Annotated in this window: 21 protein-coding genes; 20 read left to right on the top strand and 1 reads right to left on the bottom strand. The window is 37.3% G+C overall.

Annotation, left to right across the window (positions count from 1 at the left end):
- Window positions 1-10: 10 nt before the first annotated feature.
- From GM661_RS03950 to alr, 20 genes are all read left to right on the top strand, one after another.
- Entirely contained in the window at window positions 11-1,330 is a 1,320-nt protein-coding gene (locus GM661_RS03950) for a sensor domain-containing diguanylate cyclase (RefSeq protein WP_230868836.1), read from the top strand.
- A 360-nt stretch (window positions 1,331-1,690) separates the two neighbouring features.
- Window positions 1,691-2,140 (top strand): hypothetical protein, encoded by a 450-nt coding sequence (locus tag GM661_RS03955; RefSeq protein WP_230868837.1) that lies wholly within the window; start codon window positions 1,691-1,693, stop codon window positions 2,138-2,140.
- Between the two features lie 743 nt (window positions 2,141-2,883).
- Window positions 2,884-3,951, top strand: coding sequence for a LacI family DNA-binding transcriptional regulator (locus GM661_RS03960; RefSeq protein ID WP_164522131.1), 1,068 nt, complete (start codon window positions 2,884-2,886; stop codon window positions 3,949-3,951).
- Window positions 3,952-3,981: 30 nt separating this feature from the next.
- Window positions 3,982-4,980 (top strand): TRAP transporter substrate-binding protein, encoded by a 999-nt coding sequence (locus GM661_RS03965; protein ID WP_230868838.1) that lies wholly within the window; start codon window positions 3,982-3,984, stop codon window positions 4,978-4,980.
- A gap of 91 nt (window positions 4,981-5,071) precedes the next feature.
- Window positions 5,072-5,641, top strand: coding sequence for a TRAP transporter small permease (locus GM661_RS03970; protein ID WP_230868839.1), 570 nt, complete (start codon window positions 5,072-5,074; stop codon window positions 5,639-5,641).
- Between the two features lie 3 nt (window positions 5,642-5,644).
- A complete protein-coding gene (locus tag GM661_RS03975) occupies window positions 5,645-6,952 on the top strand; it encodes a TRAP transporter large permease (RefSeq protein WP_230868840.1) in 1,308 nt (435 codons plus the stop codon).
- A 21-nt stretch (window positions 6,953-6,973) separates the two neighbouring features.
- A complete protein-coding gene (locus GM661_RS03980) occupies window positions 6,974-7,738 on the top strand; it encodes an alpha/beta hydrolase (protein ID WP_230869761.1) in 765 nt (254 codons plus the stop codon).
- A gap of 5 nt (window positions 7,739-7,743) precedes the next feature.
- The gene (locus tag GM661_RS03985; protein ID WP_407929613.1) at window positions 7,744-8,406 is read left to right on the top strand and encodes an RraA family protein; all 663 of its coding nucleotides are present in this window, start codon (window positions 7,744-7,746) and stop codon (window positions 8,404-8,406) included.
- 10 nt (window positions 8,407-8,416) lie between these two features.
- Window positions 8,417-8,749, top strand: coding sequence for a UxaA family hydrolase (locus tag GM661_RS03990; protein ID WP_230868842.1), 333 nt, complete (start codon window positions 8,417-8,419; stop codon window positions 8,747-8,749).
- A 17-nt stretch (window positions 8,750-8,766) separates the two neighbouring features.
- Window positions 8,767-9,969, top strand: coding sequence for a UxaA family hydrolase (locus GM661_RS03995; RefSeq protein WP_230868843.1), 1,203 nt, complete (start codon window positions 8,767-8,769; stop codon window positions 9,967-9,969).
- Between the two features lie 30 nt (window positions 9,970-9,999).
- Window positions 10,000-10,788 carry an SDR family NAD(P)-dependent oxidoreductase gene (locus GM661_RS04000; RefSeq protein ID WP_230868844.1) on the top strand — a complete coding sequence of 263 codons (789 nt, stop codon included), beginning with the start codon at window positions 10,000-10,002 and terminating at the stop codon, window positions 10,786-10,788.
- A gap of 11 nt (window positions 10,789-10,799) precedes the next feature.
- Window positions 10,800-12,200 (top strand): glucuronate isomerase, encoded by a 1,401-nt coding sequence (gene uxaC / locus GM661_RS04005; protein WP_230868845.1) that lies wholly within the window; start codon window positions 10,800-10,802, stop codon window positions 12,198-12,200.
- Between the two features lie 324 nt (window positions 12,201-12,524).
- Entirely contained in the window at window positions 12,525-13,643 is a 1,119-nt protein-coding gene (locus tag GM661_RS04010; RefSeq protein ID WP_230868846.1) for an enolase C-terminal domain-like protein, read from the top strand.
- A gap of 52 nt (window positions 13,644-13,695) precedes the next feature.
- Window positions 13,696-14,796 carry a mandelate racemase/muconate lactonizing enzyme family protein gene (locus GM661_RS04015; RefSeq protein ID WP_407929614.1) on the top strand — a complete coding sequence of 367 codons (1,101 nt, stop codon included), beginning with the start codon at window positions 13,696-13,698 and terminating at the stop codon, window positions 14,794-14,796.
- A 32-nt stretch (window positions 14,797-14,828) separates the two neighbouring features.
- On the top strand, window positions 14,829-15,560 hold the full coding sequence (locus GM661_RS04020) for an SDR family NAD(P)-dependent oxidoreductase (RefSeq protein WP_407929638.1): 732 nt from the start codon (window positions 14,829-14,831) through the stop codon (window positions 15,558-15,560).
- 322 nt (window positions 15,561-15,882) lie between these two features.
- The gene (locus tag GM661_RS04025; RefSeq protein WP_230868848.1) at window positions 15,883-16,662 is read left to right on the top strand and encodes an ABC transporter ATP-binding protein; all 780 of its coding nucleotides are present in this window, start codon (window positions 15,883-15,885) and stop codon (window positions 16,660-16,662) included.
- A gap of 112 nt (window positions 16,663-16,774) precedes the next feature.
- Window positions 16,775-18,046 (top strand): ABC transporter substrate-binding protein, encoded by a 1,272-nt coding sequence (locus tag GM661_RS04030; RefSeq protein ID WP_230868849.1) that lies wholly within the window; start codon window positions 16,775-16,777, stop codon window positions 18,044-18,046.
- Window positions 18,047-18,259: 213 nt separating this feature from the next.
- Entirely contained in the window at window positions 18,260-19,114 is an 855-nt protein-coding gene (locus GM661_RS04035) for a branched-chain amino acid ABC transporter permease (RefSeq protein ID WP_230868850.1), read from the top strand.
- Window positions 19,115-19,124: 10 nt separating this feature from the next.
- On the top strand, window positions 19,125-20,111 hold the full coding sequence (locus GM661_RS04040) for a branched-chain amino acid ABC transporter permease (protein ID WP_230868851.1): 987 nt from the start codon (window positions 19,125-19,127) through the stop codon (window positions 20,109-20,111).
- A gap of 48 nt (window positions 20,112-20,159) precedes the next feature.
- The gene (gene alr, locus GM661_RS04045) at window positions 20,160-21,293 is read left to right on the top strand and encodes an alanine racemase (RefSeq protein ID WP_230868852.1); all 1,134 of its coding nucleotides are present in this window, start codon (window positions 20,160-20,162) and stop codon (window positions 21,291-21,293) included.
- Here the strand turns inward: alr and GM661_RS04050 are convergent.
- Window positions 21,290-21,832 (bottom strand): cupin domain-containing protein, encoded by a 543-nt coding sequence (locus GM661_RS04050; RefSeq protein ID WP_125988386.1) that lies wholly within the window; start codon window positions 21,830-21,832, stop codon window positions 21,290-21,292. The two genes, alr and GM661_RS04050, sit on opposite strands and share 4 nt — an antisense overlap.
- Window positions 21,833-21,936: the final 104 nt, after the last annotated feature.

Raw genomic sequence — 21,936 nt, forward strand, 5'->3', positions numbered from 1 at the left:
GGAGGAAAAAATGAAGGGATTATTAATAACCCAGGGTTTAATAATTATTGCCCTGGGGTTTTATTTAATAATAATTAAAAGGAAACTCAGGGAAAACTTACAATCAAACAAACAGGATTATGAAACTATTTTTAATAATACCCAGGATGCTATCTTTTTAATTGATGTTGTAGGGGATAGTTTTAAATATAGGAGATTAAATCCTGTTCACGAAGAACTAAGCGGTTTTTCTTCAGAAAAAATAAAGGGTAAGGGACCGCAAGATCTTTTTAATAAACCTCTGGCTAAAAGGTTAATAGCTAATTATCAGAGGTGTAAAAAGGAAAAAAGGACTATAAATTATACTGAAAAGATAGTTCTTGCAGCAGGAGAGAAGACCTGGCATACTAAACTAAGTCCTGTTTTAAATAGTCAAGATGAGGTTGTTCAAATCATTGGTTCACTACGAGATATTACAAGAAATAACGAAATAGAAAAATCTTTAAAAGAAAGTCAAAGGAAGTATAAACAATTATTTGATGAAGCACCAATAGGATTAATTAAATGTGATAGAGATGGAAATCTCCTGAATGTTAATAAAAGACTGCTTAGTATTCTAGGATCTCCAGGCAAAGGGATGACTATGCGTCTTAATGTGCTGGAATTGGTGGGGATAGAAAAATTCAAAAAGGGAATTGAACGTTCTGTTCAGGAAAATAAAGTTATTAGTGGTGAAGATAAATATCAAAGTTACTGGGGTAAAAAACTCTGGATTGAGTATATCATTAAACCACTGGTTGACAGTAATAATGAAGTTAGAGAAATTATTGTTTCCTTTAGTGATATTACCAGGAGAAAGAAATATGAAAAAGAGATGAAATATTTATCTTTTCATGACCAGCTGACAGGGCTTTATAACCGTAGATATTTTGAAAATGAACTTGAACGCTTAAATCAATCACGCAAATCACCTATCAGTATAATTGTTGCTGATTTGGATGGTCTAAAATCTATCAACGATAATTATGGACATAAAAAAGGAGATAATTATATAAAATCAGCTGGTACAATTATCAAATCTATTTCTAGGGCTGAAGATGTTTTGGCAAGGATAGGTGGGGATGAGTTTGCGGTGATATTGCCAGATGCTGCCTCTCGGGTTGCTTGTGATTTCTGCAATCGTATCGGGGAGGAATGTGAGAAATATAATCAGCAGAAAGGTCTAAATCCTCCCGTTAATATTTCTGCTGGGTATGGAGTAAAAAGTAGTCCAGATGATGATTTAGAAAAAATCTTTATTAAAGCAGATAAAGATATGTATCAAATAAAAAGAAAGAAATATTGTTTTTGATGAATGAAAAAGCCTCAACTTAACAGGTTGAGGCTTTTTAAAAGCAGTATGTTGTTAGTGTACAAAAGAAATAGTGTACAGTATGCTAGGCAATAATGAGATTGCCAATAGAGAAACTAAGGTTAAAATACCTTTTAACATTTGAATCTCCCCTTTCTTATATTCTTATTGTCTTATAAAGGTTATGACTTAATTATACAGAAAGCTATGCTGCTTGTAAAGTAATATGATTAAGTTTAAATATTCAATAAATTATTAAATGTTTAGGTTCTAATTTCTTTTATCTAATATACTAAGCAGTTAAAAATAGAATTAATTCCTTATTAAATGGTGATAATATTTAATAAGGGGGAAGGTATTATGTTTAAAGATAGAATAATGACAGGTGCTTTAATTGGTATACTGGCTGATATTATCAAATTGACTGCTAATTATATAATGTATCAACTTAATTTTACTAAAGTAGTATTCTGGCAGATAGTGGCTACACGTTTTCTTGACAGGGAGTATTTATTTATGCCTGTTGCCTATTTTATAGGTGGTGTGGCAGATCTGGTTGTTACAGCTGTTTTAGGAGTAGTTTTTGTTATTATAATATATTTTTCGGGTAAAGATTACCTCTGGATAAAAGGAATAGGTTATGCTATGTTTTTATGGGTAGGTCTATTTGGCACAGTATTAGGGGCTTCAGTACAGGAAAAGATACCCCAAGGTCCTTCAGCAATTATGGTAACCATAGTTGCACATTTTGTATATGGATTGGGATTTGCGCTATTTACCAGGCATTTATATAAAGAAGAAAAGGGATAAGATAAACCACCTAATAATTATTAGGTGGTTTTATAATAAATTTCGACAATGTTTTCACCCAAGTTCAACAGTAGATAGGTGTATTTATATTTAGCTAGACCTAATAAAACACTCTATTTTAAAGCTTAATTGGTTCTTTTGTAGTAATTATAGCTCAAAAGAGGAAATATCCAAAGGGTGATGCTTTTAAGCTTTAAAGAATTTCTATTTTGTTTTATAGAGGCCATTTTCGGGTTGATTACAGTGCTAACCGTTGTAATAGGAGTTGTATCTGGATTTTTTACGGCAACAGAAGCAGCTGGTATTCTTTCTTTTTAGCTGTAATGTTATTTTAGCTAATGTGGGGAAATGTAAATTACCAAAACGTTATAGTTAATCTCAACAAAATAATGGAATGATTTACAAGAAAGATATACAAATATAATAGTGAAACAGTGTAAATATTATATATGGTATTACTGTAAAAAGCTTATTTTTTTATATCAAGAATTGATCTTTACTCAAAATAAGATTTTACAACCGATAAAACACCTTGAACAGTGATTAACACAATATATAGTATGTTTTTGCTTTATTTCAAGTTCATACACCTAAGATTACTTGAAAAAAATTTGCTTTGTTCAATATAAATTTCTTACAATAGAATCATAAACTTTTGTCAGAATGTATTGACAAAAGTTTATGATAAGTATATAATTAAAATATAAGAACAAAAACGTTTTTGTAAACATGGAGTGAATATTTTGGATAAACGTATTACTATCAAAGACATAGCTGAAAAGGCTGATGTGTCCATTAGTACAGTGCACTGTGCTTTGGCTCAGAAGCCGGGAGTGAGTGAGCAAACACGTTTGCGTATTCAAAAAATTGCCAAAGAGTGTGGTTATCGACCGAATGTAGTTGCATCATCACTTAAACGTAAAACCATTCGTATCGCAGCAGCGTTTCCGGGTCCAACTGAAGATAATCGATTTTACTTTACTTATGTATGGGAAGGTGTACGTGATTACATGCGTACAATGAGTGACTTCAATGTTGAATTGTTTGAGGTACAGTACTATGATGGTCCCAACACCCAAGCTGATGAACTTAATGATCTGTTGCAGCATACTGAAGTGAGTGGGTTATTGACACTAGGTCATATGGGTATTTATGGGGAGATGTCTATTCAGCGTTTTGTTGAAAAGGATATTCCTGTTGTTCTTATTAATACGGATCTCCCGAAATCCGGTAGGTTGTGTTGTGTGCAGCCTAACTATCAAATTATCGGGCGCACACTGGCAGAGTTGATTACTCGTCAAATACCGAAGAATAGAAGCATCTTGCTTTGTGCTGGTGATGCGTCAATTCCAGCCCACTATCTAATAGCCCAGGGATTTGATGCTTACCTGGAAGAAAAAGGGCTCAACAACCCTGTATACAAGATTCACAGCAATAAAAGCAAGGAAGAACATTATAAGCGTATTGTGCGAGAATTGCGGCGGGAGGAAGTGGCCGCGTGTTGCAGTGTAAATGCCCGCAGTAGTGTGATGCTGGGAAAAGCGCTGGTTGAAACGGGTAGGGATGGTCAGATGACAGCAGTAGGTAGTGACTTATTTGAAGAGAACTTCAAATATTTACGCGAAGGTGTTTTTACTCAACTCTTACAAAAAAACCCCTATTTACAGGCATATTTAGCAGCAAAGTATTTACTAGAATATGTCTTGCGGGATGTACGTCCGCCTATGGATACTGTCTATGTAGGTAGTGAAATTGTTTTCCAAAGCAGTATGCCAATGTATGAAAACGGAGCCTACAAGTTGTTATTTTAGTAAAACAAATTAAAGGGAGGATTAATTTCAATGAAAAAAGTATTGTCTTTATTTATTGTAGTGTTAATGTTCGCAACTGTATTGTCGGTGCAGGTCTTTGCCAAAGATAAACCTTCATATACCTTTAGATATGCAGAATTAAACCCAGATGGTCATATTATGGATGAATGTGGGGATTATTTTGCTAAACTTGTCTCCGAAAAATCTAATGGACGTATTACCATTAAAGTTTTTCCAGCTGGTCAATTAGGTGATGAAAAAACCGTCTATCAAACCTTACAAATGGGTGGGGTAATTGATATTTGTCGTGGAAATACCAATTCCCTTGGTGATTTTGGAGTTAAAAAGCTGACACTGTTTGGATTACCTTTTGTTTTCCGTGACCGTGAACACCTTTGGGATGTGTTGAATAGTGAGATCGGAGAGGAATTTTTACGTGAACCACAGGAGATAGGTACTGGTATGGTAGGGCTCTTTTATCTTGATGAAGGTAGTCGACACTTCTTTACAGCAGAAGATATTGTGATTGATAGTGTTGATGACTTTGAAGGTCTTAAATTACGTGTGCCTACAACAGAGCTGATGACTGAGACTGTAGGTGCTTTAGGTGTTCAGTCAACACCTATCAGTTTCTCTGAACTTTATTCTTCACTGCAAACTGGTGTAGTAGATGGTGCGGAACAACCCTTCTCAGGTTATTATTCAAATAAATTTTATGAAGTTGCCCCAAATTATATTTTAACAGGGCATACCTATAGTCCTTCTATCGTTCTCATGAGTGAGGCTTCATGGAACAAACTTGATGCAGAGGATCGGGCTCTGATTATGGAAGCTGCTAAAGAGACTGAGGAATGGAACCGTCAAAACATAGAGCGCCTGGATAAAGAGCTTTTAGAAAAAATCAAAGCTGCAGGTGTTAATGTTATAGAAGTACCAGATAAGACTCCATATATTGAAGCAACCAAAGATGTTGTATTAAAGTATATTGCTGGTTATGAAAAATATTATGAGGCTATTCAGGCAAAATAATTGGTTTCATAATTAATTTTCAGAAAAAATGGGAACAGCTACGGCAGGGTTCCCATTTTTATACTTAGATCAAAAATATTGGAGGTATATTATGAAATGGGTTAATAAGTTTTTTGATGGTGTATACTGCTTTTTTATGACCTCATGTAAGTTGTCATTTATAGCTATGGTAATCATTACTGCCTATGTTGTATTCAATAGATTTGTTATTAAAAATAGTCTTGTATGGGGTGAGCCGATTGTTCTGATGTGCATGGTATATATGTCTCTTGTCAGTGCTGCACTTGCCATACGCAGTGATACACATATCCGTATGTCTATGCTTGACTTTATTGCCTCTGAAAAATTTGTCTCTGTAGTGTCTGCTATGGCGCAGGTGTTTATTTTTGCTTTTGGTTTGTTTATGATTGTATATGGATGGCAGTTTTCCCTGCTAGCAGGGAGAAATGTTATCACCGGTGTAGGGATTAAATCAATGTGGTTATATCTTACTTGTCCTTTTGCGGGTGTTGCCATATGTTTGATGGAAATTGAGAGGTTTATTAATTTCTTTGACCGTCGTAGAAGAGGTGTAACACTCCATAGTATTACTGTAGCAGATGAAGCTGAAATGTTGGTAGAAGATGCTGCAGAGCAAATCCGTGGAATGGAGGAAGATTAGCAGATGGATCCAAATACAATTGCTATAATAATTTTGATAGGTTCTTTTTTTATTATGCTGATTTGTCGATTTCCTATTGCCTTTGCCATAGGTATTTCGAGTCTTTTGACAACTATCTATCTGGGACTGCCCTTAATGCAGATTGCCCAACTGATGGTTAAGGGGGTTAATGTGTTTACCTTGATGGCAGTACCCTTTTTTATCATAGCTGGTGAACTTATGGGTGCAGGTGGGATTTCAAAGAGGTTGATTAAGCTTGCAAATGCCCTGGTAGGTTGGCTGCGCGGAGGGCTTGCGATGGTAAATATCGTTGCTTCAATGTTCTTTGGCGGCATATCAGGCTCATCAACTGCTGATACAGCATCTCTGGGGACTATTCTTATTCCAATGATGCGAGGGCAAGGCTATGATGACGAGTTTTCGACCAATGTTACTATGGCCAGTTCTGTTCAGGGATTACTTATTCCACCCAGCCATAATATGGTTATGTATGCTATGGTGGCAGGCAGTGTGTCAGTCGGACGCTTGTTTTTAGCTGGAATAGTCCCTGGAGTTATCTTAGGAATTGCCTTGATGGTATATAGTTATATTCTTTCTGTAAAACGGGATTATCCAAAGGGTGATTCATTTAATATTAAGCATGTTTTAAAAACCCTGCTTGATTCCATTTGGGGGCTTATAACTGTGCTTATTGTTGTTTTTGGTGTTGTGAGTGGTGTCTTTACTGCTACAGAATCTGCAGCTATTGCTGTAATATGGGCAATCTTCGTCGGTTTTTTTATTTACAAAGAGTTAACACTTGCCAAAATGTGGCGTGTTATTGAACGTTCACTTGGTACTCTAGCAATTGTAATGATTTTGATTTCTACATCACAGGTTTTTGGCTGGCTCTTGACCTACTTGGAAATGCCAGAGTTGGTAGCAAGTGCAATTACCAGTCTGACAGATAATAGATATGTCATCATGCTTATTCTAAATATAACTATGTTATTGCTCGGTACGATTATGGATATGTCAGCTATTATTCTTGTAACAACGCCGATTTTATTGCCAATAGCACTTGGTATTGGTCTTGACCCAGTCCATTTTGGGGCAATTATGATCCTGAATCTTGGTATTGGCTTAATAACACCACCTGTAGGTGGAACGCTTTTTGTAGGTTCTGCAGTATCGGGTGTACCAATTGGGAATTTAATAAAAACACTAATGCCATTTTTTATAGTTATGATTGCAGTATTGCTTTTGATTACTTATATTCCAGGAGTTGTCATGACCATTCCAGACTTGATTATGCCTGTAATGGGACGTTAAAAGGGGGTTGTTGGATTGACCATGAGTTTTATTTGTGGGGATCAGGGTATAAATTTATTTTATCAGCCAATACCCAATCCTAAAGGTGCCATTATTATCTGCCCGGGAGGAGGATATACACACTTATCGCCTCGTGAAAGCGAACCAGTCGCAGCTGCATTTTGTTCTGAAGGTTGGCAGACCTTTGTTCTCCGCTATTCAATCGGAAAAAATCTAGGAAAAAAACCACTGCAAGAACTTGCAGAGGCTGTCAAAGAGGTCAGAGTACATGGAAAAGAAATGGAGCTGGAGGGAAAACCGCTTGTTGTTTGTGGTTTTTCCGCAGGCGGTCATTTGGCTGCAAGCCTTGGTGTGCATTGGGATGACCGTACATTGTTTGGGTCTGACACTATGCATAGACCTGATGCCCTTATTCTATGTTATCCGGTTATTACGGCGGGGCAATATGCCCATCAAGAAAGCATAGAGGCACTTGTTGACCAAGGAGATGCATCTTATTTTTCCCTGGAACATTATATCAGCAAGAAGACACCACCTACATTTTTATGGCATACTATGGCTGATGAGACAGTCCCTGTACAGAATACAATTTTATTTGCTCAGGGCTTGGCAAACCATGGTGTTCCAGCTGAGGTACACCTTTACCCTTATGGTGTTCACGGTTTATCTCTGGCCACAGATGCTGTAGCTGAACCTGAAAAAGGGCGCTTAGCAGATGCCCATGTGGCGAATTGGTTTGAACAGTGTACACAGTGGCTTGATACTATCAAAAAGGTAAAGGAGTAGTAATTATGATTAAATGGGAAAACGAGGATGAAATGTTTGCCCTCATGAAAGAAAAACTATATACACCTGTTGTTGGCGACATCTTGGATGTAATGGGATATACCCATCAGTTTATGCCTCAATATATCCGACCATTGCAAAATGATATGAAAGTGGCAGGAAAAGCATGTACAGTTCTTGAACACGATGTGTTTAGTGTACAGAAGAAACCTTTTGGACTGCTGACAGAAGCACTGGATCAGTTGCATAAAAATGAGATATTTGTAGCAACAGGTGCGCAAAATAGTGCTTTGTGGGGGGAAATTCTTACTGCTGCTGCCAAAAAACGCGGCAGTGTCGGTGCAGTAGTGGACGGCTGGCACCGTGATACACCACAGGTACTTAGTCAAAATTGGCCTGTATTTAGTAAAGGCTGCTGGGCACAGGATTCTAGTATTCGTACAAGTGTGGTAGATTTTCGCTGCCCGATTGAGATTGGCCAGGTTATAATCCATGACGGGGATATTATTTTTGGGGACATAGATGGTGTTCTGGTTATACCGCAAGAAGTTTCTGAAGAAGTGATTCAAAAATCTCTTGATAAAGCAGCAGGTGAGAAAGTAGTTCGAAAAGCAATTGAAGAGGGTATGAGTGCTACAGACGCCTTTGCGAAATTTGGGATCTTGTAAGGAGGGTATAATGGAAGAACAAGTGGCATTTCAAATTGATCTTCAAGATAATGTAGCAACTGCACTAGTGGAATTAAATCAAGGCCCTGTGGTATTAAGAGGGGATTCTAATCAGGATGTCATTCATGCTGTAGAACATATTCCAATAGGTCATAAAATAGCTTTACGTGATATAAATTGTGATGAAGATATAATAAAATATGGCATAGTTATTGGTCGTGCAACCCAAAATATTGCTAAAGGGGCATGGGTTCATTTACACTGTATATCCAGTGTATATGATGAACGTTCCAGCCACCTTGATGTAGTGACAGGGGCACCGAAGGATATTAAATATGAATAGAGAGGGGGTATTTAAATTTGCAATGGGAAGGCTTTTCTCGTCAAGATGACCGCCTTGGCATTCGTAATAAAGTACTTGTGATCTATACAGTGGAATGTTCCTCTTTTGTAGCCAAAGAAATTACACGAATCAGTGACCATATGGATGTTGAGTGTGTAGGTTTTTCCGGCTGTACTGATAATGAATATGCCGTACGTCTGCTTATATCTCTTATTCGACACCCTAATGTGGGGGGCGTACTTGCTGTAGGCCTGGGGTGTGAATATGTCCAAGCAGAATGGCTGGCCGATATTGCTGAAAAAGAGGGTAAGCAGCATGCCTGGATGTTTATTCAGACAGAAGGTGGAACAAATAAAAGTATACAAAAAGGTGTTACCTTGGTAAGTGAAATGTTGGATGCCCTTAAGAAAACACCCCGGGTTCCTATGACTATGTCGGACCTTGTTATTGGGGCTGAATGCGGTGGGAGTGACTATACCAGTGGACTTGCCGGGAATGTAGTTGTAGGACGTTTTTATGACAGCCTTGTAGAAATGGGAGGCACCGCTATTTTCGAAGAAATTGTGGAGGCTATCGGACTTATTGATTTGCTTACAGCCCGTGCTGTAAACAAAAGAGCCCGAGAGGAAATCCAATATACCTATGATAAGGCACTGGAATACTGTAAATCTGTAAGACAGTATTCTGTTAGTCCCGGAAATTTTGCTGGGGGTCTTAGTACCATAGAAGAAAAGAGTATGGGGGCTTTAATCAAGAGTGGAACAAAGCCCATTGAGGGTGTTTTGAAGGTAGCTGGAAAGCCGAACCATCCAGGTTTATGGCTGCTTGATTCAACACCAGACCCCCACTGGATGCAGTTTGGTATTACTAACCCTAATGATAACGAGGGCTTGATGGATCTTATATCCTGCGGCTGTCATATTGTACTTCTTGTTACAGGGCGGGGCAATGTAGTAGGCAGTGCTGTGGCTCCTTGTGTGAAAATAACAGGCAATAGTCATACTTATGCCAGGATGAAAGGGGATATGGATTTTGATGCTGGTCGTGTTCTGGCAGGAGACTGTACCTTGGACCAATCGGCAGAATCCCTTGCACAAATGATAGCCAATGTTGCTTCAGGTGTGTTGACCAAAAGCGAGAGTCTGGGACATAAAGAATATTTCATTCCCTATAAGTATCAGGAAAAGCAAGTTACTATACCACCTAAGTGTACAATGTAATAAATTATCATATTAAAAGGAGAGTTTAGAATGGCAATAGATTTTAAAAACTTTAACATCAATAATGCGTATTCCCTGGAAGGACAAACTGCAATTGTAACCGGGGGCTCGACGGGATTAGGCCTTGCTATTACACGTTGTTTAATCAGTGCCGGCGCAAAGGTGATTGTATTAAGCTTTGAAACACCGGAACAGGCTGCAGAAGCCTTAGCTGAGTTTGGTGAACAGGCAGTCTTTTATCAATTTGATATTACAAATACTGACCATACCCAGGAAATGGTGGATAAGATTATCGCTGACCACGGTCAGATCAGTATTCTGATCAATAATGCAGGAAATCACTGTAAAAAATATATCTGGGATATGTCAGTGGAAGACTATGTAAAGGTATTGAATGTGCATCTTGTTGGTGCATTTGCTTTGACCAAAGCCCTGGTGCCGCATATGAAAACTTTTAATTATGGAAACATTGTTTTTATGGCTAGTATGACCAGTTATATAGGTCAGCCCCAGGTTAGTGGTTATTCTACTGCCAAAGCAGGATATCTTGGTTTAATTCATACCCTTACTGCGGAGTGCGCTGAGTTCGGCATCCGTGTCAATGCCATTGCACCGGGTTGGATTGATACACCTATGTTCCATAAAGCAACTGATCATGATTCAACTCGATTGTCAAAAATTATGGGGCGTATACCTGCTAAAAGAGTTGGCGACCCTATGGATGTTGGAATGTGTGCTGCATTTCTCTGCAGTGAGGCAGCCCGTTACATTACCGGAGCATGTATTCCGGTTGATGGCGGCGCCCTAATTGGATTTTAGAGGTGAGTGAAATGAATAATAAATTTTCTGAGGAATTGTTTCTTACAAATGAAACCGGCCGCAAACTATACCATGAAGTTGCTGAGCAAATGCCTATCATCGATTATCACTGCCATTTGCAACCTAAAGAAATTTGGGAGAACAAAGAATTTGAAGACTTAGGAGAAATGTGGTTGGCTGGTGATCATTACAAATGGCGTGCCATGCGTACCTTTGGGATTGACGAAAGATATATAACTGGTGAGGCAAGTTATTATGAAAAATATATGGCTTTTGCTAAAATACTGCCGCAGCTTATTGGCAATCCTCTTTACATTTGGTGTGCCCTGGAATTAAAACGCTTTTTTGATATTGATGAACCTTTGTGTGAAGCTAATGCTGAAGAGATATATAATAGAACAAAAAAGATGATTTGTGAAAAGGGAATGACTCCCAGATGGTGTATGGAAGTATCGAATGTGGAGATAGTTAGTACTACTGAAGACCCTATAGATACTCTGAAATATCACCAGAAGCTGCAAAAGGACCCTACAATGAAAATCAAGGTATTGTCAGCCTTCCGTCCTGATAAAGCCATGTTTTGTGAAAAAGAGAATTTTCCCAACTATATTTTAAATCTTGGTAATGCTGCCGGAGAAGATATTGCTAGTTTTGCTAGTCTGCTTTCTGCACTTGAAAAATGTTTAAAATTCTTTAAAAGTATAGGGACTAATATCAGTGATGATGGTATTCCTGAGTTTACATGGGAAGACTATACCTTAAAAGGTGTTGAGGCTATTTTTTCCAGGGCTATTGTAGGTGATGAGCTTTCTACACAAGAGATAAATCAATACCGTTCTGCCTTTTTATTTGAGATGGGGCGTATGTACAAGCGGAATGGATTTGTGATGCAGCTTCATGTGGGAACATATCTTGATGCCAATACTAGTAAAGTAGCTGCCATAGGACGATCAACTGGATTTGACTGCACAGATGATAGTACAAGTGTCAAAAGTATTGGTATTCTACTTGACCGCTTAACATCTATTGATGAATTACCAAAAACTATTTTATATCCGCTGGATAGTAGTAAAATTGAGAATTTTGCTATACTTGCTGCTGCTTTCTGTGAGGGAGGAACCCGGGCCAAAGTACAACTAGGTGCCCCTTGGTGGTTTAATGACCAGGTTTACGGTATTGAGCGTCAATTTACTGCCACAGCAAACCTCTATCCAGTTAGTCTATCTGTGGGTATGCTTACTGACAGCCGTAGTTTTTTAAGCTATCCCCGGCATGAACTTTACCGCCGTGTATTCTGTAATTACCTTGGAGATCTCGTAGAACGAGGAGAATATTTCTCCGGTGAAGAAGAGCTAAAAAGAGTTGTGGAGAATGTATGTTATTACAATGTGAAGAATTTTTTTGGCTTTTAGAGCCAGAGCAAGGAATTTATGTTATTTAAGCAATTAGAAAAAGAGCTTATAATGTTAGTGTTAGGAAAGACGAAGGAAAAAATTACTAAGAAAAGGAATCAAAAATGAAATATTTAGTACAGATGTATTTAAGTGTGTGTTCGAAAAGGCATAAATAGGGGATTATATATCCCTGAACGAAGTTAAGGTGCAACCTTAAACTGTTCTTCTGTGCTCTAGTCAAATACGGAGTACCTGTGGTGTTACCGTTGAGTGAAGGGATATATAATCCCCAGCGGTATATACTGATACTTTTCGAACAGACTCTTTAATAGGAGGCCGTGCATGAAAATAGTAAAGTTTGAAACATGGTGGGTAAAACGCGATAAATGTTTTTTTGATGAAAAACGACAGGGCGGAAGTAAAATGCCCTGGGATGTTGTTGTTATAAAGATTAGCACTGATACTGGAATAGAAGGAATCGCTACAGCTCTGGCCGCTAGATCGGGAGCGGTAACTGAGGGATATTTGCAAGACAATATCGGCCCTATATTAATAGGTAGAGATTCCTATGACCGGGAAGCTATCTGGCAAGAACTATGGAATCTCGACAGACACTTGTGTTTTTTTCCAGTGTATTTGCCAGGGCCTGTAGATGTAGCCTTATGGGATATTGCCTCAAAAGCGGCAGGGCTGCCACTATATAAATATTTAGGTGCTTATAAAAACAAGTTACCAGTATATGCCAGTGGTCTTTTTCATGAGACAGTGGAAGAATATGTAGAAGAAGTTTTATACTATCAATCGAAAGGAATTAAAGCTTACAAGGCGCATCCTTCAGGGCCAGTGCAGAGAGATCTGGAGATTCACCAGGCAATAAGGGATGCTGTTGGAGATGATTATATTTTAATGAGCGACCCGGTGGCAGAGTATAGTTTAGATGAAGCAATAAAAATAGCCAGGCAGCTAGAGCAGTTAAATTATTTATGGCTAGAAGAACCTTTTAGAGATTTTGAGTTATATAAATATACAGAATTATGCAGAACTGTGGACATACCTATTGCGGCTACTGAGACTACCAGGGGCTGTCATTGGGGTGTTGCCCAGTCTATTGCACAAAAGGCTGCAGATATTGTCAGGGCAGATGTATCCTGGAAGAATGGGATAACCGGGACATTGAAAATTGCTCATCTTGCAGAAGCATTTGGTCTAAGATGTGAGATACATACTACAACAATGAACTATATGGATTTAGTGAACTTGCATGTATCATGTGCCATTAGAAATTGCGAATATTTTGAGTATTTTGTTCCAGAAGATAATTTCCAGTTTCCTATGCAGGGGAAGTTGCCTATAGATGAACAGGGAATGATTACAGTTCCAGAGGAACCGGGAGTTGGAGGAAACCTAGATTGGGAATTAATTGAAAAACAATGTGTATCCTATAAGAAATTAGAAGTATAGTTGTATCTTTCTGTCCAGGAAATTGGATAAAACCCATTATTTAAATTGAAAAATGAAAGGGTGTTCGAAATTGACTAGAATTAAAGACGTAAAAATATATAAGGCGACTTCACAAATATCGAAATCAATCGCTGATGCAACACACAGTATCTCAGACATTGCTTTCTATGTTGTGGAAATTTTTACAAATAAGGGAACCAGAGGTCAGGGGTATTTACTGTCTTTTCATTATTCTCCTCAAGCAATAGAAGGAGCCTTAAGCGATTTAAAAACTTTTATACTAGAAGAACAGTATCATATTTATGAGACAGTTAAAATGAAAAAAGAATATGAAATTGAAACGGAATACTTCGGTAGTATAGGACTTCAAAGATGGGCAGTAGCAACCTTTAATATCGCAATGTGGGATGCCTGGGGTCATGAACTTAATCAACCTATCTGGAAGATTCTTGGGGGAAGTAATATTAAAATACCTGTCTATGGAAGTGGTGGCTGGTTATCTTATACTGATGAAGAATTACTCGAGGAAGTAATGGATTATAAAAAACGTGGATTTACAGCGGTGAAGATAAAAGTTGGTTCAAAAGATATTGAAAGGGATATTATCCGTATAAAAAAAGTAAGAGAAGCAGTAGGAACAAATATAAAAATTATGATTGATGCCAATCAGGGTATGGATGTACCTTCAGCTGTTAAGCTTTCTAAACTGGCATCCGATATGGGTATTCATTGGTTTGAAGAGCCAATTGTACATGATGATTTTTCTGGTTATGAAATTATCCGTCGCAAAACAAGTATTGCACTAGCTATGGGTGAAAGAGAATATGATTGTACAGCTTTAAAAGAACTTATTAGAAGAAATGCTTTAGACTTATGGCAACCAGATATTATAAGAATAGGTGGGGTTGAAGAATGGAGGAATTCAGCTGCCCTGGCTAGTCTAAACAATATTCCAGTGCTACCACACTATTATAAAGATTATGATGTTCCATTACTTACTACAATTTCTAAACCTTATGGAGCAGAATCATTTGATTGGATTGATGAAATTATAGATAATCGTATGCTTATAGAAAGTGGCTATGTATATCCACGTCAAGGTAATGGTTGGGGCTTTAGATTTAGAGAAGAGTTCTTAAATGAGGTGAAATAATGGAGAGTAATACAGCAAATACCTTAGAACGATTGTTTTCATTGGAAGGAAGAGTAGGCATTGTTACTGGTGCTTCAAGCGGTATTGGAGAAGGCATAGCAAAAGTTTTAGCAGATGTAGGTGCTAAGGTTTATGACTTAAGTAGAAGTGGAAAGGGTTCAATTGAGCATGATAATATTGTAAGAATACCAGTAGATATTACAGATAGTAAGAATGTGAAAAAAGTTGTAAGTGAAATCGGTGAAAAAGAAGGCTTAGATTTTTTAATCAATAATGCCGGGACTACTAAAAGATGGCGCGCAGAAGATGTAAATGAAGAATTCTGGAATGAGATACATCATCTTAACCTGGATGCTGTGTTTTACATGAGTCAATATGCCTATCCTTATTTGAAAAAATCTAAGCACATAGGACGCATTGTTAATATTTCTTCAATGGCAGCACATTTAGGATTTAGAGAAGTTGTACCCTATTGTTCTACTAAAGCAGGAGTAACTGGTATTACACGAGGATTAGCCGTTGAATGGGTGAATGATAATATATTAGTTAACTCAGTAGCACCAGGCTGGATTCCTTCAAAAATGAGTATTAAAGTGATGGATGATGATAGGAAGGCTAAAATTCTTGGTAGAATGCCCCTACATAAATTTGGGGAACCAGAAGATATTGGAACCATGGTCTTATATCTTATTAGTAAGGCGGGGAAATATATTACCGGGCAAGATTTTGCAGTAGATGGAGGGGCCTTAAGTTATGGATACTAATATAATGAAAGACATTTGAGAATTAATTACAAGAACTTCTTACAAAATGTTTAAATATATTGATGTTGTTTTAATTCCTTGGTTATATATAATCAAGGAATTTTTTATACAGGCATTTTGATGTTATGTAAATGTGATATAACATTCATAAATGAATTATATTTCCATAAAATACTTGACAAAATGGCAAAATTAAGGTAATATAAGAGATAAGTTAACAAAAACATAACAAAGACATAACATAAAAAATGATATACTATTAAACAAATTTTAACTATTGCAGAGAGACTGCAAAATAGATTTATAAATAGGGGTGATCTTAATGAGTGATATTGCCAAGGAAAGGATTATTTTGCATGTAGAAAATTTAAGAAAGCATTTTGGCGGTGTTAAGGCTGTTGATGGTTGTAATCTGGAGGTTGAGAAAGGTAGAATTACTGGTTTGATTGGTCCCAATGGTGCAGGTAAAACCACAACCTTTAGATGTATTACTGGCTTTCACAAACCAGATTCAGGTGTTGTCCGTTTAAAAGGGAAAGAGATTAGTGGTTTGCCTCCTTACGCGATTTTTCATAATGGACTCTGCCGTACTTTTCAATTGACTGGGCAACTGGAAAAAATGACTGTACTGGAAAATGTTATGTTGGCAGCTAAAAAGCAGTATGGAGAGGTTTTCTGGAATAATATTTTGAGGATTAAGAAGGTAAAAAAGCAGGAAGAAGAATTAATGGGGAAGGCAATGAAATTGTTGGAGCTGGTTGACTTGCAAGATAAATGGGATGTTCTGGCCGGAAGTCTTTCGGTTGGTCAGAAAAGATTAGTTGAATTTGCCAGGACAGAGATGGCAGAGCCTGAAGTGGTTTTACTTGATGAACCCACAGCAGGTATTAATCCTACATTAATTAATTCAATGGTGGAATATATTCAAAAATTTAATAAAGAAAAGGGTCGTACTTATTTAATTATTAGTCATGATATGAATTTCATGATGAAATTGTGTAACCCAATCTTTGTTATGAATATGGGAAAGACAATATTAAAGGGAAGACCTGAAGAGGTTATGGAAGATGAGGAGGTATTAAATGCCTATTTGGGTGCTTAGTTAATCTCAGGGGAATGTGATTAAAATAATTGTAGATGTAAATGAGATTTATTTTATTTAAGATGGAGTGTACTTTTAAAACTATATTTAAAAAATCAGGGAGGAAATTCAGATGAATAGAAAAATATCTTGTATTGCAATTTTTTTACTAAGCTTTTTGTTTGTAATGACTAGCTTTGTTTTGGCTGCTCCAATTAAGATTGGTTGTATGCTTTCTTTAACTGGTTCAGGTGCACCTGAAAATGGGCCTATGCAACAGGGGGTAATTTTAGCTGAAAAATGTATTAATGAAAGTGGAGGTATTCTCGGTCACGAATTACAGATCCTTTATACTGATGATCAGACCAAACCTGAAGCAGCAATTTCTGCGGTTAATAAGTTAGTTAAAATGAATAATATTCCTATACTCCTGGGGGGATGGTCAAGTGGTTGTTCAATTGCGGCCAGTACACTTACTATTCCTAACCAAGTAATACAGATTGGTCTTGGTTGTACCTCGCCTCAGATTGCTTATCTGGATGATAATGATTATTTTTTCCGCACCTGTCCTTCTGATGCTGGTCAAGGTGTAGCCCTGGCGATGTTGGCTAAAGAAAAAGGGTATAAGACAGCCAGTACTATGGTCGTCAATAATCAATATGGTATTGGTATTGAAGAGGTTTTCAAAGAAGCTTGGACAAAAGCTGGTGGAGAAATTTTAGATTGTATTAGGGTAGACAAATCAAAGGCTTCTTATCGTTCAGAATTGAGTAAGGTCTTTGAAAATGCTCCAGATGTGATTATTAATGCAGCTTATCCAACTGATATCACTGTTATCTTAAAGCAATGGTATCAGTTGGATTTTGGAGGTGATTGGTTAGGTGCTGAAGTAGCTAAGGCCCCTACTTTACCTAAGACGTTGGGCTATGAAATTTATGGAGATTTTGAAGGTGTTTCTACAGCGCTGCCTGAAAATGATAGTCGTAAAATCTTCGATACTATGTGGCAGGAAAAATATGGCAATGATGAGCAATCTGTTTTTACTGCTCATGCCTTTGATGGTACTATGATTGCAGCTTTAGCTATTGAGAAAGCTGGTACAGCAACTGATCGGGAGACAATCAAAGATGCAATACGTGAGGTGGCTAATGCCCCTGGTGTAGTAGTAACAGTAAATGAGTTTGCTAAAGCTAAGGAATTGATTGCCCAGGGTAAAGATATTCAGTATGTTGGGGCTTCTGGACCTATTAACTTCGATGAAAATGGAGATGTCTCTGGTTTGTATGAACACTGGACTGTAGGCGAAGATTTGAAATTTAAGACAGCTGGAAACTTTAAACCGGCTGAAATTTCTGACTTTGCCAGTGAAATTAATTTTAAACTACCGATCTGGTGGGAAGAGTAATTTAATAGATAGGTCTATAGTTTTACTTAAAACTATAGACCTTATTTATAAACATGATTGTGGATAACTTTAAAGACCGACAAATATATTTGTCTTAGTTAAGGTGATGCTGAATCGACCTTGTGTTATAAAAGGAAGATTCAGTGGGGCGGAGCATTAGAAGCGCGGTTTTTTTAGAAGCTTAAGATTTAAGTCAAAGGGGAGGTATTTAGAATGCAGTTAGTAGTTAATGGTCTAATCTATGGTATAATTGTTGCGTTATCTACAATGGGGTTAACAATTACAACGAAAATACTGGATTTTTTCAATTTTGCCCATGGTTCAATAATGACTGTTGCAGCATATCTTGTATTTTTCTTTAGTGTAATTAATGGTATTCCCTTGATTATCTCGGTTTTATTAGCAGTAGTATTTACTGTTATATTATCTCTTATACTGGATAAAATGATTTATTCCCATATGCGTCAGGCAGAATCGGTAGCTTTACTGATGACTTCGGTTGGTGTAACCTTCTGTTTGCGAAGCCTATTAAAGGTTTTTTTCGGTAGTGGTGTTAAGGGGTATGACCTCCCAGTCAGGAAAGCTATTAATATAGTTGGTTTACGTATTACTGTATATCAAATTATTATTATAATTGTTTCGCTTGTTGTAATGTTTCTTATTCATTTTTTTATGACTAAAACTAAAATAGGTAAATCAATGAGGGCGGTAGCTGATAATGTGGATCTGGCCCGAATTTCAGGCATAGATATGGAAAGGGTTTACAGGTGGACCTGGGTACTGGGGACTGCACTGGCGGTACTTGCTGGTTTCTTTCTGGCGCTGGATACTCGTTTAGTACCGATGATGGGCTGGAATATCTTGATACCTGTCTTTGTAGCTATGGTAATTGGGGGTATAGGAAGTATTTATGGTGCTGTAATTGGTGCTATGATTGTTGGTTTATCTATGGAAATTGCCGCTGGTTTTATTCCGCCGACTTATAAATTAGGAATTTCTTTTTTAATGATGATTATAGTTTTGCTCTGGAGACCGATGGGTATCTTTAAAGAATCAAAGTTGAAATGAGGTGAGTTAATTGGGAGTTGTTTCCTTTATAATATTTTTTCTAACAGTTGCAGTTATTTATGCTATCTTTGCAATCGGTACAAATATTAGCTGGGGTGGTACAGGTCTTTTTAATGTTTCAATACATGGGATGATGATTATTGGCGCATATACTACTGCTATATTAACTACAGCAGCTACCGGAACACGTTTGGGGGGATTTGGTCTTCCCTTTATAATTGGTATTTTAGGGGCAATGCTTGCTGCCGGTCTGGCTTCTTTATTGCTTACTCCATTTATTCTTAGGCTAAAAGATAATAATTACTTTGCTTTAGGATGTCTGGGTTTTGCTGAAATAATGAGGTTGATAGCCTTACAGGAAGAAAAAATAACTCAGGGTCCAATGGGTATAGGTATGATTCCTCAGCCCTTACGTGATTTGTTTGCTTCCCGCTTTGCTTATGATCTATTCTTTTTAGTATTAGTGATAGTAATTCTGCTTTTAGTTTATCTTCTTGTAGAAAAATTAATTAAGAGTCCCTGGGGACGTGTATTGCGCTCTATCAGGGAAGATGAGAATGTCTCTGTTTCCCTGGGAAAAAATACTTTAAATTATAAAATTCAAACCATAATAATTTCCAGTATGTTATATGGTTTAGGTGGTGCCTTACTTGCCCATTTTTATACCTATATAACCCCTAATAATTTTGAGTCTCTCTATACTTTTATAATCTGGATTATGATTATTGCCGGGGGTGTCGGTAATAACCTGGGGGCAATAGCTGGGGCCTTAGTAATTCGTCTGGTCTGGGAAGGTACAATCATAGCAGTTGATTATCTACCGCCAGCTTTAGCTACCAGAATGGGAGATATCAGGTTATTTATTATAGGTCTAGTTCTAATAATTATTATGCTGCGCCGTCCTGCCGGTTTCTTTCCTGAAAGCAAAAGGGTCTCCAGATTTATTAATAAGCAAGGGATGTTAAACAAAGAGGAAAAACAGCTGGAGCTTTCTTAAGGATCAATAATAATAAAATAAAAAAATTATATATAATAGGTGATCGTTGTGCAAAAAGATGTAATAACAAGACCAGTATGGGTTGAAGTTGACCTTGCTCAGATAAAAAATAATTTTAAAATGATTAAGGATTTAGTTGATAAAGATGTTATAATCATGCCGGTTATCAAGGCTGACGCCTATGGCCATGGGGCTATAATGATAGCTAAAGCCCTGTGTAAAGCTGGCGCTGATCGTCTGGCTGTTGCTCTGCCTGAAGAAGCGGTTGAATTGCGGAAAAGTGGAATATCTTTACCGATTCAGGTATTATTTAATATATCTCCAGAACAGTATCGATTACTCTTTGCTTATGATTTGATTGCTACTGTTTCTGATAGCACTACCCTGGGATATTTAAATAAAGAGGCTCTGACCAAAGGTGTTAAGCTGAAGGTGCATTTGGCGGTTGATAGTGGAATGGGTCGGCAGGGTTTTCTTATAGAGGAAGGAACAGGGATTGCACGTGATATTGCAGGGTATCAGGGGTTGGAAATAGAGGGATTAATGACTCATTTCTCCTGTGCTGATGAACGTAATAAAGCCTATACATATTATCAGTGGGCTAGATTTAATAAACTTTTGAAGGTGTTGGAAGAAAAGAATATATCTATTTCTCTTCTTCATGCCTCAAATAGTGCTGCCATACTTGATTTACCAGGTTTGCCTTTTAATATGGTCAGACCGGGGATTATTATATATGGGTTGAGGCCCTCAGAAAATATAGTTTCTAGTGATAACTTTAAAAAGGCCTTGAGCTGGAAGGCAAAGGTATCACTACTGCGGGAAATACCTGCTGGTTCTGCGCTCGGTTATGGAGGGACTTATATAACCAAACGCCCCAGTATGATAGCTACTATACCTCTTGGTTATGCTGATGGTTATCCAAGACAGTTGTCTAATAGGGGTTTTGTTCTCATCGGGGGAGAGCGAGCCCCTATCAGGGGAAGGGTATGTATGGACCAAATATTGGTTGATGTAACTGATATTGCTGATGCTGCTTGTGGTGATGAGGTTGTGCTAATCGGTCGGCAGGGGGATTTAGAGATTACTGCTGATGACCTGGCTGAGATTTGTCAGACCATAAATTATGAGATTGTCTGTGGAATTAGTAAAAGGGTGCCGAGAATTTATCTTAATGATTAAAAACTGGGGGGTGTCATTGCCCAGATAGAAATTGAACTAATATCACCTATATTGATATATTTATGGGGGATGAGACTGTTAAAACGGATACTGTCACCTTCTTCAAGAATATACTCTTTCTCTCCGTATTTAACTAGTAGTTTTCCCTGTAAAACAAGACCACATTCTTCTCCTTGATGACTTATTTGTTTACTATCATTACTCTCGCCTGGTTTGATAACAATTCTTAAAAATTCTATTTTTCCCGATAGATCTGGTGTTAATAATTCGTAGACTGCACTTGAATTTGCCAGTTTAATTTCTTTGCGCTGTGTTTTTTTGACAACAAGATGATTGTCTGCCTTCATTTCATTAAAAAAATATCCGATTGAAATATTAAGTGCCTGAGAGATGTTCCACAGAGATGTAACTGATAGACCAATTTTATCTCTTTCTATTTGACTGATCATTCCTGCGCTCAATTCTGATTTTTCTGCTAACTCCTTGATAGTCATTCCTTTTAACAATCTTAATTCCTTTATTTTATTTCCTATTTTCAAGTTAAGCCCCCCTCTTACTTATTAATTTCTATTAAGATTATTATATATGGAAATTCTTTTTTCTGCAAAAAATAAATTTTATTATTATAAAATTTATTCACTAT

The sequence above is a fragment of the Iocasia fonsfrigidae genome (genome assembly GCF_017751145.1).
GTDB classification, from domain to species: domain Bacteria; phylum Bacillota; class Halanaerobiia; order Halanaerobiales; family DTU029; genus Iocasia; species Iocasia fonsfrigidae.